Origin of the sequence: Shewanella sp. KT0246 (assembly GCF_019654955.1) — a bacterium.
GTDB classification, from domain to species: domain Bacteria; phylum Pseudomonadota; class Gammaproteobacteria; order Enterobacterales; family Shewanellaceae; genus Shewanella; species Shewanella goraebulensis.
Genome location: NZ_BPEV01000005.1, coordinates 86289 through 99241 on the forward strand (window position 1 = coordinate 86289; position 12953 = coordinate 99241).

11 protein-coding genes and 1 riboswitch are annotated in these 12953 nt (G+C 41.7%); of the genes, 5 read left to right on the top strand and 6 right to left on the bottom strand.

The window, feature by feature from the left end; genetic code table 11:
• Positions 1-216: 216 nt before the first annotated feature.
• Positions 217-1308, bottom strand: a complete 1092-nt coding sequence (locus K5Q58_RS03875) for an MBL fold metallo-hydrolase (protein ID WP_220752556.1) — start codon at positions 1306-1308, stop codon at positions 217-219.
• A 106-nt stretch (positions 1309-1414) separates the two neighbouring features.
• Here K5Q58_RS03875 and K5Q58_RS03880 point away from each other — a divergent pair, with 106 nt between their 5' ends.
• Positions 1415-2035, top strand: coding sequence for a TetR/AcrR family transcriptional regulator (locus tag K5Q58_RS03880; protein ID WP_220752557.1), 621 nt, complete (start codon positions 1415-1417; stop codon positions 2033-2035).
• 7 nt (positions 2036-2042) lie between these two features.
• Here the strand turns inward: K5Q58_RS03880 and K5Q58_RS03885 are convergent, their stop codons facing one another.
• Complete coding sequence (locus K5Q58_RS03885; RefSeq protein WP_220752558.1) at positions 2043-2732, bottom strand: DNA-3-methyladenine glycosylase I; 690 nt, start codon at positions 2730-2732, stop codon at positions 2043-2045.
• A 46-nt stretch (positions 2733-2778) separates the two neighbouring features.
• A complete protein-coding gene (locus K5Q58_RS03890; protein ID WP_220752559.1) occupies positions 2779-3333 on the bottom strand; it encodes a thioesterase family protein in 555 nt (184 codons plus the stop codon).
• A gap of 239 nt (positions 3334-3572) precedes the next feature.
• A riboswitch (FMN riboswitch) is annotated at positions 3573-3748 on the top strand.
• Between the two features lie 94 nt (positions 3749-3842).
• On the opposite strand from K5Q58_RS03890, the gene ribB reads away from it, so the two are divergent.
• Positions 3843-4499 carry a 3,4-dihydroxy-2-butanone-4-phosphate synthase gene (gene ribB, locus K5Q58_RS03895; RefSeq protein ID WP_220752560.1) on the top strand — a complete coding sequence of 219 codons (657 nt, stop codon included), beginning with the start codon at positions 3843-3845 and terminating at the stop codon, positions 4497-4499.
• Positions 4500-4580: 81 nt separating this feature from the next.
• Here the strand turns inward: ribB and K5Q58_RS03900 are convergent, their stop codons facing one another.
• Positions 4581-5252 (bottom strand): flagellar brake protein, encoded by a 672-nt coding sequence (locus K5Q58_RS03900; RefSeq protein WP_220752561.1) that lies wholly within the window; start codon positions 5250-5252, stop codon positions 4581-4583.
• A 196-nt stretch (positions 5253-5448) separates the two neighbouring features.
• Positions 5449-7503: an oligopeptidase A gene (gene prlC, locus K5Q58_RS03905; RefSeq protein ID WP_220752562.1), complete on the bottom strand. Its 2055-nt coding sequence runs from the start codon at positions 7501-7503 to the stop codon at positions 5449-5451.
• 344 nt (positions 7504-7847) lie between these two features.
• Between prlC and K5Q58_RS03910 the strand changes: the two genes are divergently transcribed.
• The 3 genes from K5Q58_RS03910 (at position 7848) to gorA (ending at position 10847) form a co-directional block, all read left to right on the top strand.
• Complete coding sequence (locus K5Q58_RS03910; protein WP_220752563.1) at positions 7848-8573, top strand: hypothetical protein; 726 nt, start codon at positions 7848-7850, stop codon at positions 8571-8573.
• A gap of 145 nt (positions 8574-8718) precedes the next feature.
• Entirely contained in the window at positions 8719-9297 is a 579-nt protein-coding gene (locus K5Q58_RS03915) for a hypothetical protein (RefSeq protein WP_220752564.1), read from the top strand.
• A 194-nt stretch (positions 9298-9491) separates the two neighbouring features.
• Positions 9492-10847 (top strand): glutathione-disulfide reductase, encoded by a 1356-nt coding sequence (gene gorA / locus K5Q58_RS03920; protein WP_220752565.1) that lies wholly within the window; start codon positions 9492-9494, stop codon positions 10845-10847.
• A 74-nt stretch (positions 10848-10921) separates the two neighbouring features.
• On the opposite strand, the gene K5Q58_RS03925 is transcribed toward gorA, so the two are convergent.
• Positions 10922-12874: a BCCT family transporter gene (locus K5Q58_RS03925; protein WP_220752566.1), complete on the bottom strand. Its 1953-nt coding sequence runs from the start codon at positions 12872-12874 to the stop codon at positions 10922-10924.
• Between the last annotated feature and the right edge of the window lie 79 nt (positions 12875-12953).

A 12953-nucleotide genomic window follows, 5' to 3' on the forward strand; every position in this document is an offset into this window, starting at 1 on the left:
AAACAAATAATAAGTTTTGCGGCTTTGTTTCAAGCTTGTTAACAAGGCTGTGCTAACAAAAATTAAACAGCCTAGAATGTTACTACAACGTTACAATTGAATGAGTTAAAAAAAACCCAATATACAACATAACGTTAAAAAAAATGCATATGAAATAGTATTTTATTTGGTTTATTGTAGGTGAAACCAGATATTTTTCTATCTATTAGCAAAAAATTATTGAGATTGTAAAATCCATTCATCATTCGATAGCATCTCACGCCACCAAGCCTGTGTTTTTTGCGGTGAGGCTACATTAACAGGCTCTCCGAAAACGGGAGTAATCACTGACACATTGGCCTGTTTGCCTAAGTCGCTAATCCACTCTAAAGGTTCAAACCAATCATGTAGCGCCAAGTCAAAGGTGCCATTATGAATTGGCATCAACACACTGCTTTCAAATTCAGAACCATTTAAATCAATATGTGCCTGCAGGCTTTGTTCAGGCATCATGTGGATCTGACTCCACATTTCATTATAGGCGCCAGTTTCAATCATCGTGATATCAAATGGCCCATAACGTTCTCCAATTTCTTTAAAACCTGAAAAATATCCGCCATCACCACTGAAAAATAGATTGCTGTTAGTGCCTTTAATAACCCAGCTTGCCCACAACGTTGTATCACGATCACGTAATCCACGACCTGAAAAATGCTGTGCAGGTGTTGCCGCTAAGGTTAACTCTCCAATATTAAGCTCTTGCCACCAAGAAAGCTGACTGACTTTACTCGGCTCAACACCCCATTCAATTAAATAATCGCCCACCTTTTCGGGCGTGACAAAATGCTCGGCTTTGTCGCTTAGCTCGGTAATGGCTGATTTATCAAGGTGATCATAATGATCATGACTAATGATGACCGCTTTAATTGGCGGTAATTGCTCAATACTGATCGGCGATTGATGAAAACGCTTAGGCCCTGCCCATTGTACTGGCGAAGCACGCTGACTGAATACGGGATCTAACAGGATATAATCACCATCAAGACGAATAAGTATCGTTGAATGACCTAGACGAAATAGCTGATCTTCATTACTAAAGCTTAAACTGGTTGCCGTAATCGGCTGTACAGGTACTTCAACCACTGGAGCTGGATGTAAACGTTTGGTTGTCATGTAGCTTTTAGCGATATTCCAAATATCACTGAAGCCTGATTGGTATTGAATATCGGTATTTTCAAATTTAACAACGTCTGTTTTATCAGCTGCAAAAAATGATTTAATTGAAAAAGCCATCACCAATACCCCCACCAAAATCAAAAAATATTTCATTGTAAAACCCAGAAAGTAAACTACACGGTGCAGTTTATTAAAATATGATTGAAAAGTAAACTACCCAGTGTAGAATGTCTCGAGATTTACATTACGAGTAAAAACCATGCCGACTGAAAAAATGACTTTGAGCCAAAAAAAACGTGCTGCCATCATCAACGCAGCCAAAGTGACCTTCACTGAGTTTGGTGTTGCTGCAACCAGTATGGACAAGCTGGCCGAAGTTGCCGGCGTGTCTAAGCGCACGGTTTACAATCACTTTGACACTAAAGAAGCGATCGTTATGAACTTAATGGCTGATCTATGGGACCGCTCTTTCAAACATAATGTTGCAGAATACCAAAGCAATACACCTTTGCTTGAGCAGTTATCGGAAGTGGTATTTAAAGAAATCAATTTTATCAGTAGCCATGAGTACATAGAGCTGACACGTATGGCTATTGGGCATTTTTTCTATACACCAGAGTCCATGAACCAAGAGTTTCAACGTGTTAAAAAGCAAGAAAGCGCCACAATGCGCTGGATAAGAGCAGCCATGGCCGACAAAAAGATTTCAGTCACTAATGAGGAATTGGCGCTACAGCAAATACATAGCTTGATTAAAGGAAGTTGTTTTTGGCCTCAAGTCATGCAATTTGCTGACAGACTTAACCATGATGAGCAGCAAGAAATAGCCAATGAAGTCGCCAAAATGTTTTTGTGTCGCTATCAAAATGCATCAATTTAGCCCGTCGTTAGACGCGATTGTCACCCACTCCTAATGAAATAATACGGCTGATTTGAGCTTGGCTTAAGCCAGACTCTTGTTGCCAATGGTTAAACGCAGCTTGCGCCTGTCTTAGCGCAGTTTGCGAGGTAAAGCCTGCATCAACGACCTTATTGGCTTTTAAATAAGATTGCACATCGTTGGTCAATAAAAAGGTATCTTTACCAACCGTGCGCAAAAAATAAGGCCCAGTATTACCACCCAAGCGACTGCCTTTTTTCTTCAGTACTTGCCAAAGCCCAGTAATGTCATCTTCTGGCCAGTTAGCAATAAACTCAGCGAAGCTGCCATGCTCTGCTGCCAATTGCTGCACCATATAAGCATTATCAACAATGGATTGGGTTTTCTTTTGGTGACGAATAAGCGTGGCATCTGTGGCACGCTCTTGAATTTGATCAGGAGACAACATTAAAACTTTAAAAGGCTCAAATTTAAAGAAGGCTTCTTCATAAGCAGGCCATTTATTCTCAACCACTCGCCAAACAAAACCACTCTGAAACACTTGCTTGCTCATTGCAGATAGCAATTGGGCATCGGTAAATTGCCCAATCTCATCAGCATCTAATGTTTGCGGCATTAATAAGCCTAGCGCTTTAGCACCACCTTTACGTTCGGCTGCGCGGTCAAAAATATCGCTAAACTTCTCTAATGTGGCCACTTGGGTTACCTACTCAATACATTATTATCTTTGGGTATAATAACGTTTACGAAGCTAAACTCAATTTAGGAGCAAGGTTTTGGTCTTTCTTAACTTGTAAAAATTCTTTCCACTTAACCAGCTCCGGAGGCATAGCGGGTGTCGGCCCTTCATAGCCCGCTGCAGCAACTAAATCAGTAATCGGAACTTGTTTACCCTTACAAATAAACACGCCACGTACATGCATGATGCAATGTAAGCCTCTTGCGGTAACAAAGCGTTGTTCAATATAAAAATATTTATCATCCCATCCAACAATGCGAGTTTCGATTTCAAATTTTTCCATCGGTTTGATATCACGGAAAAAAGTAAACTCTGATGCATTCACAATAGGCAGCCATTTCAGCTTTAGAAATTTCTGCATTAGTCCCATTTCTGCAATCATGTGAGTTCGAGCAAGATCCATAAATGCAGGATAACGAGAGTTGGTTAAATGCATATTGATATCGCAATCTAGCGGCAATGCACGGTAACTAATACGGCTGGTATCTAAAAAACCAATTTTTTTAGCTTGGCGATTACGCCACAACATCAACCAAATGAGACGAAAATATAAATTCATATACTGCTTACTCCTTATGAACGCATCAGGCTAACAGAGGTCATACCAGCTATCAAGTCCACTCTCTAAATTAACAAATCATTAAATAGAACAACTTATACGAAAATGTATCCGCCAAAGTTCAGCCACCTTGATGATAAAAATATTTATGAACTCTGAGTGCCTTATCACTTTTTAAATCCAAACTTTTGGCTTACCATGACGGCGCTGTTTAGCACATTGGGTGTGAAGCAGATTATTTTAATTCTCAGGGCGGGGCGAAATTCCCCACCGGCGGTGATGTTAACTTACCTTTATGTAATCTTAACTAAGCCCGCGAGCGCTCGATTCGTCGAGGTCAGCAGATTTGGTGATGTAGATGTAATGTCTACGATTCCAGAGCCGACGGTTATAGTCCGGATGAGAGAGAATAGAAATACGCCAGTGAGCATTGTGCTTACTGGTGTATTTCGTTTGGCGTAAAAACCCTCTTTAAAGCCCTGATTCTGGTATTTTTTTAGGAGTTAACCATGAATCAGCTATCACTACTTTCGCCATTTGGCGATCCTATCGAACGTGTCGAAAAAGCCTTATCTGCTTTACGAGAAGGTAACGGCGTATTATTGCTAGATGATGAAGATCGTGAAAATGAAGGCGATATTATTTATTCAGCAGAGCACCTCACCAGTCAGCAAATGGCATTAATGATCCGTGAATGCAGCGGCATTGTGTGTTTATGTTTAACTGATGAGCAAGCCAACAAGCTAGAACTGCCGCCAATGGTGACGGATAACAATAGCGCCAATCAAACTGCTTTTACAGTGTCTATTGAAGCTAAAGAAGGCGTGACCACGGGCGTTTCAGCCCAAGACCGCGTGACAACAGTTAAAACTGCCACGGCAGCTGACGCTAAAGCATCTGATTTGGCTCGCCCAGGACATGTGTTCCCACTTCGTGCACGTGCTGGCGGCGTTATGTCACGTCGCGGTCACACTGAAGGTACGGTAGATTTAATGCAAATGGCAGGGCTGCAACCAGCTGGCGTACTATGCGAAGTCACTAACGAAGATGGCACTATGGCAAAAGCCCCTGAAATAGTCGCTTTTGGCCTTAAGCACAATATGCCAGTATTGACGATTGAAGACATGGTGATGTATCGCCAGCAATATGATTTGAAGTTAGCTTAACCATACAAGCTAAAATATCGATAATAAAAAAGCGACTGATACCAGTCGCTTTTTTATCTTTATCTCAATTAAGTTCACCCACTACAATTCTATATACAGTTGATTCAGCAAGCTTTTAATCTGTTCGTCATCTTTTTCAAACTTAATACCAACGTTTACCTTACCCTCTTCAAAACGGCTATTACATACCTTGGCAGGGATACAAACCCCCTCATTATTAGGATTGCGTATCATCACGATAATATCTTTCTGACTCACTTTTAGATTGGGGTTGTCAGTTTTAAAAACGAAGCCACATCCTTTGGATGAAATGTCAGAAATAATGCCTTTTAATTGAGTTCCATGGCTGGCGTCATTCTCGTCTTTAGCTTGAATGGCTGCAGGTAAATGTGTCACGTAACGCTGATGGGTGCGTAATTGGCGGTTTTCTATCTGCTTAGGGTACGACAGAAAAATAAACTTTTCCGGAATTTTAGTGATATTGCGGATAATAGATTTAAATGCATAGCATTCACCCTGTTGACCTTCTAACAGGTAACGCACAACCACACCATTACCCTCAACAAACACGTCTTTATAGTTATTCATTTGCTGTGGTGCAGGGTGTTTTAAAATAATATATTTTCCCAGCTCATAACCCACCAATGTCGCTTTGGTTCTAAATTTTACTGGGAAATCAATTTGTATATCCACCGTTCTACCCGGTGTTAAGGTGAAGAAAACTTGTTCTTCTGGAGAAGGTTGCTCTGTCAAAATACGAATCCGTTCAAATTATGCAATCGATAACATAGTAATGTAACTTTAATGAATTAATAAGTTCATCAGCAAAATTAATTGACCTAAGTAGCATAAAGACAAAAAAGGCACCCTTGAGGTGCCTTTTATCATTTAATTTTTGCGGTGCCTAAACAATCACTTATAACAGTATGCTTGTCTATTTCTCAAAAGATTACGCATTAATGCCTGAATGACGTAATAATGCGTCAGTATTCGGCTCACGCCCCATAAATCGCACAAATAAGGTCATAGGCTCTTCACTGCCCCCCATTTCAAGGATGTTGTTAAGGAAGCTTTTGCCTGTTTCTGGGTTAAAGATCCCTTCATCTTCGAAACGAGAAAATGCATCTGCTGATAACACCTCTGCCCATTTATAGCTGTAGTAACCAGCTGCATAGCCACCAGCAAAGATGTGTGCAAAACCATGTTGGAAACGGTTAAAAGCAGGTGGTACATTCACAGCAACTTGGCTACGAACTTCATCTAAGATCCCTTGAATATCTGCGCCTTTCTCTGCATCAAACTCATGATGCATTCTAAAATCAAACAACGAGAACTCTAACTGACGAAGCATCATCATGCCTGACTGGAAGTTCTTAGCCGCTAGCATCTTGTCTAATAAGGCTTTAGGTAAAGGCTCACCCGTTTCAAAATGACCTGAGATTTCAGCTAATGCCTCTTCTTGCCAGCACCAGTTTTCCATAAATTGACTCGGTAACTCCACTGCATCCCACGGTACACCATTGATACCCGCCACGCCGCCGACTTCGATTTGCGTCAGCATATGGTGAATACCATGACCAAATTCGTGGAATAATGTGGTTACTTCATCGTGAGTAAACAGTGCAGGTTTACCATCGACTGGACCATTGAAGTTACAGGTTAAATAGGCAACTGGTTTTTGCAGCCCAGAACTTGTTACACGGCGACCACGGCAATCATCCATCCAAGCGCCGCCACGTTTACCGCTGCGTGCATACAAATCAAGGTAGAAACTACCACGATGGGCTTTTTCAGCATCATAAATGTGGAAAAAACGCACATCATCATGCCACTTATCAAAGCCTTGTTGCTCTTCAATGCTCAAACCAAATAGACGTGACACTGTATAGAACAAGCCTGATAACACTTTGTCTTCAGGAAAATATGGTCGTAATAACTCTTGTGACACTTCATACTTATGCTGTTGTAATTTTTCAGCATAAAAACTTAAATCCCAAGATGCCATTTCAGTGACATCAAAGTGTTCTTTCGCAAACGCTTTAAGCTCGGCAAGCTCTGCCTTGCCTTGCTCTTTTGAGCGAAGTGCAAGCTCATTTAAAAATGATAATACTTGGCTAGGGTCATTGGCCATTTTAGTCGCTAGCGACTTATCAGCATAACTATCAAAACCCAATAATTGTGCCAGCTCATGACGTAACGCCAAGATTTCATCCATGTTGGCACTGTTATCAAACTCACCAGCATTCGGGCCTTGATCCGATGCACGAGTGACGAAGGCGCGATAGCACTCTTCGCGTAACTCACGGTTTTCGCTGTAGGTCATCACGGGTAAGTAAGATGGGAAATCTAATGTAAATAACCAACCTTCAAGTTCTTTCGCTTCAGCCATGGCTTTTGCCGCAGCAACTGCTGACTCTGGTAGTCCATTTAATTGTGATTCGTCAGTAATCAACTTAGTCCATGCTTGCGTAGCATCAAGCAATTGATTTGAAAAACTGCTGGTTAGCTCAGATAAGCGTTTAACGATTTCGCCGTAACGCACTTTTTGTTCATCGTCTAAGCCAATACCTGATAGTTCGAAGTCACGTAAGCTTTGAGTCAGTAAGGTTTGCTGCGCTGTAGAAAGCTGCTCGAAGTCTGCTGATTCTTGAATCGATTTATAAGCTTGATATAACCCTTGATGCTGACCTACAAAGGTACCGTATTCAGACAATAGCGGCAGGCAAGCATCATGAGCTTCACGCCATTCATCAGTACTGGTGACTGAGTTCATGTGTGATACCGGAGACCATATCTTACTCAACTGATCATCTACCTCTTCTAGTGGCTCAATTAAGTTTTCCCATGAGTAAGTACTGTTATCTGCTAACACTTCATCAATTTTGCTGCGACATTGGGCAATAGCATGTTCAACAGCAGGTTGAATATGCTCCGCTTTAATTTTCGAAAACTGCGGTAGCTCGCTTTGCTCTAATAAAGGATTATCTAGCAATGTGTTGCTCATAGGTGATTCCTCGGGAAATAGGGTAATAATTGCCTGTAGTTCATTAATAAGGGCTAGAGTTGATGAATTCAAGTCTACAGCTTGATTGAAGCCAGCTAATTAACAGGCCGCGGACAGTAAAATTAGCACTTAAATAGCTTAAACTTTTCAATCAGCATAGATCGATTAAGCTCTACCTTAAAATAACCTTAAAAAACGTGAACCGTTGCACAAACTAATTTACACAGCTTTTACATGATAATTATTGACAAGTCGATCGCAAATCTAACTCGTTCTCATTCCTAATCACTTCAAATCATATATTCTTAGCACATATTTACATCACCGATGAGAATAACACTGATATGAAAACATATTTTAACCCGTTACTTTTATCATTGTTCAGCTTTTCAGCAATTCTATCTAACCAAGTTCATGCTGAAGATTTTGAATTTGATGTTGGTTTAGGCTGGGATTCAAAATACATATCAGAAGGTCGAAATAACTTAGCTGACGGTGGCGTCTATCTTGGCGGTGCATCCGTTACCTCAGGGGACCTCACCACTTACGCAGCAGTAGTGAGAGGTGATACAGAGCACTACACCGAATGGAATTTTGGTTTAGAGTACGCTTTACACCTACATGAAGATTTAGAAACCATAGTGGGTTATCAACGACTTGAGTTTTATGGCGACGAACGCGGCCACGATAATGAGTTTTTTGCTGAAATAGCTTACACAGGTGTAAATTGGTTAATTCCATCAATCGCTTATACCTATGCAACAGAAGCGGGTGGGTATTTTGTCGAGGTCAGCCTGCACAGTCCTTGGCAATTAACCGAACAATTCTCTGTCACCCCATATATCACCCAAGGATTTGATTTCCAATACGCTACCGAAGAACATAATGGCGCAAACCATTTCCAAATGGGGGTTGAAGCCAGTTATGCCTTGAGCAGCAATATGGCAATCAGTGCTCACTTTAGCCATGTTATTGCCATGGATGACATTAAAAAAGAAGCGGAAGTTAATGGCTACACTGGCAGCTTAGATGAAAGCTATGGTGGTATTCACTTAAGTTGGAGCTTTTAGGCTTAATGTTAATACTTCAAAATTAACACCTAAAAAAATAACCCACTCGATTCCAGTCACTTCTGGCAAACACCAGTATTCCCTTCTAAGCTAAGTGAGCCGTATCAAGTCATGATGCAGGCTCATTACAAGCAAAGGAATGCTGATGAAACAAATTCAGGGACTTTCCCGTCTATTCAACGATAGACTTGCCAACAAGTTTGGCGACAACCAACTCATACCTTTAATCGTTGTGATCTTAGCCTTACCACTCATTAGCTCCACTCAAGCTAGCGACCTTAGCCAACTGACTCAATCAAGCAGAACTGAAAGTCATCGTGCACAGCATTCCACTAAAAAGCCATTGCCTTCACTCGCTATTGGCAGCGTACTTGATAACCAAGGCAACCCTATCACTTTGCCAACTCCGCAAAGTGCACTTGAATACTCTGCAGATGAAATGCAATTAGATAGATCTGAGTCAGTGCAGCTATCTTCTAATAAGGCTTCAATAAAAAAGGCATCAAAAAGCACCAATACAGCAGCTACAATGACAGTCGCTAACGATCCGAGTTGTCGCTGGTTGGCCAGTCGAATAACCTATTTGAAGCGTCACATCAAACAACAGCAAGCTGAATATCATCAAACAGAATTAGGTCACAGACAAAAAGAATGGGATTGTATGAACTGCGCAACCTCGGGGCCTACTCAAGCACAACATTCAAGCTGCCAATATAAACGTTGACGTCAATTTCATCTTACAACCTCTCAAACCGTTGCAATAAATTACAATTTAATACGGTCTTTGAAACTAGCTTGTGATGGCATTCCACCCTACAATGGCTGCAATAAAATCATTCGAACTCAAAAAGACACTTATTAAAGTCAGGCTGTAATTAATTGATAGCTTGGCAGAAGTAATAAATAGAGAGGGTTAACATGGCTCAACATTATGACTATATCTGCCTAGGTGCAGGCAGTGGTGGTATCGCATCTGGTAATCGTGCAGCAATGCGCGGCGCAAAAGTTTTGGTTATTGAAGCAAAACATGTTGGCGGTACGTGCGTAAACGTCGGCTGTGTACCGAAAAAAGTCATGTGGTATGGCGCTCATGTAGCTGAAGCAATGCATTTATTTGCCAAAGATTATGGCTTTGACGTGACCGTAAATAACTTCAACTGGAACACCCTAGTTGATAACCGTGAAGCCTATATCGGTCGTATCCATGATGCTTACGGACGTGGTTTTGCCAGCAATAATGTTACTTTGCTAAACGGTTACGGTAAGTTTGTCGACGGTAGAACCATTGAAGTCGATGGCGAGCATTACACTGCCGATCATATCCTTATCGCCACTGGTGGCGCGCCAACGATTCCTAATATTCCAGGTGCTGAATACGGTATCGATTCTGACGGTTTCTTTGCCCTACGTGAGCAACCTCAACGTGTTGCTGTTGTTGGTGCTGGTTATATTGCCGTGGAACTTGCTGGCGTATTGCATGCGCTAGGTAGCGAAACCCATTTATTAGTTCGCAAACATGCACCACTTCGTAATTTTGACCCAATTTTGACTGACACTTTAGTTGAAGCGATGGACATCAATGGGCCAACACTTCATACCCATAGCATTCCAAAAGCAGTGGTTAAAAATGCTGATGACAGCCTAACACTAGAGCTTGAAAACGGTGAAAGCATCACTGTCGATAGCTTAATTTGGGCGATTGGCCGTTCACCATCAACTGGCAACATCGGTTTAGAAAATACCGATGTAAAACTGAATGACAAGGGCTATGTGGTCACTGACGAGCAACAAAATACCACTGCTAAAGGTATTTACTGTGTCGGTGATATTATGGAAGGCGGCGTTGAGCTGACGCCTGTTGCCGTTAAAGCTGGTCGCTTATTATCAGAGCGTCTATTTGGCAACATGCCAAATGCGAAAATGGACTACAGCGTTATTCCAACCGTAGTATTCAGTCATCCACCGATTGGCACTATGGGCTTAACTGAACCAGAAGCCATTGAACAATACGGCGAAGATAACATTACAGTGTACAAATCAGGGTTTACCTCTATGTATACTGCGATTACTGCACACCGTGAAGCATGCAAAATGAAGTTAATTTGCGCAGGCGAAAACGAAGTCGTTGTGGGTATTCACGGCATTGGTTTTGGTATGGATGAAATCCTCCAAGGCTTTGGCGTAGCCATGAAAATGGGCGCAACCAAAGCAGACTTTGATGCGGTTGTAGCTATTCATCCAACAGGCGCAGAAGAATTTGTTACCATGCGTTAAAGCACTTATTTAACTGCAATTTCAAATGAAAAAAGCCGCGATATGCGGCTTTTCTATGCTAACTAAAAATGTGACTAATTCGGTGTGTTCAACCTTGCTTGAATCGCTTGCTTCACTTCCTCATGAGCCACTAACGCTTCCTCCTCTTCTTTCTCACGCATTAAGGCGTCGAAAGAAACTCGAGCTTGTTGTGCAAGTTCAGACGCTGCCAGCTTCGCTTCTTTTGCTTTTAAGGCATCTTCATTAAGCTGCTGTAAGTTGGCAATAATATCATCAGGCGCATCACCCAAATCGACACTGGATTCTCCGCGAGATAATGCCTCTTTGCGTAATTGCTTTTTGAGTATCCAAATAGAGTCATTGGCTTCTCGTTCTGCATTGGCAGCATCAATAGCATTGTCACGTAACAATTCAAAGCGTGCTAAGGCTTGGCCTTCTTTGCTCCAAGGATCAACATCCGGCAAGTCTGAAATATTAATCACAGGGTCAACATAATCATCTTGATGGCTTAGATCCAATGACGCGGCTTTAACACCTGAAATCATCAACATTACCGCGATAATTAATAAAGGTAATCCGCCTACAATTGCTGCAGTTTGCAAGGTAGCTAAGCCCCCCATAAACATTAATGCTGACGGCATAAACGACAACATAAATGCCCAGAATAATCGGTTCCAACGCATGGGATCTTCGGTGACATTTTTTTGCACCACTGACGCCAAAATATAAGAGATGGAGTCAAAGGTTGTCGCCGTGAAAATGACACACAGCAAAGTAAACAATGCAATGACCACCGTACTAAACGGAAGTTGCTCTAATATGGCAAAAATTGCGCGAGTTGGTCCTTCAGTGTTTAACAGACCCACCACATCTAATTGACCCGATAACTGCAGTGACAGCCCATAGTTACCCAAAATAATAAAGTACATTGAGCAACCTAAAGAACCAAAAAACACCGCTCCTGAGATCATTTGTTTAATGGTTCTGCCACGAGAAATACGGGCAATAAATAGTCCCATGCTCGGCGCAAAAACCAACCACCATGCCCAGTAAAAAATCGTCCAATCCTGCGGAAAGTGGGTATCCTCAAATGTCCCCATGCCACCAAAAGGTTCAGCCCAAGTAGCCATAACAAAGAAGTTAGATAGCATACGGCCAATTGAATCTAGCCCTGTTTCCAACATGAAAATAGTCGGGCCGCAAACCAGTACAAACAGCAATAAGCCTAACGCGCCCCAGAAATTAATATTACTGAGGATTTTAATACCTTTATCCATGCCCATATAGGCTGAGTAAGCAAAAATGGAAGTACAAACCATGAGCACCATGATTTGGCTGCCAGTAGTGGCAGGAATATCAAATAAATAACTAATCCCCTCGTTAATCAATGGTGCAGCAAGACCTAACGTTGTCGCTGCTCCACCTAGTAAACCAAAAATAAACAGCACATCAATGCATTTCCCTAGCTTGCCGAAGCTGTTTGCTTCACCTATTACCGGCATTAATGCAGCAGACACTTTTAGTACTGGTTGCTTACGTACATAGAAAAAATAGGCAATCGGTATTGCTGGGATCATATAAATACACCAAGCAATGGGTCCCCAGTGGAATAAGCCATAAGTCGCCGCCCAGCGAATAGCTTCTTCACTGCCTGGTTCTAACTGAAATGGTGGATTTTGATAGTAATAAGCCCACTCAATGGTGCCCCAATATAAGATACTGGCACCTATACCACCGCAAAACAGCATTGCAGCCCAAGATGCTAGCCCAAATTCTGGAGACTCATCAGGCTCCCCCAATTTAATCTGACCGATATCAGAGAAAACGATGTAAATCATAAAGAAAAAAGCAGCAAGACCTAAACCTAAATAGGCAAAACCTAGCTTGTCTGTCATAAATAATTTAGCGACAGCAATCCATTCAGCACCTTCACTTGGAAAAATCAGTAGAGGAATAACAACAGCAAATAACAAGGTTAACGCACCGAAGAATGTCGGTTTATCAATAAGCTCGAAGTGTTTGTTCATTATATTTATCCGAACAACTAAAACAGATTTTAGAGAGTCCACACACAAGTGCTTCCCCTTCGAGACAGACAGGTTATTA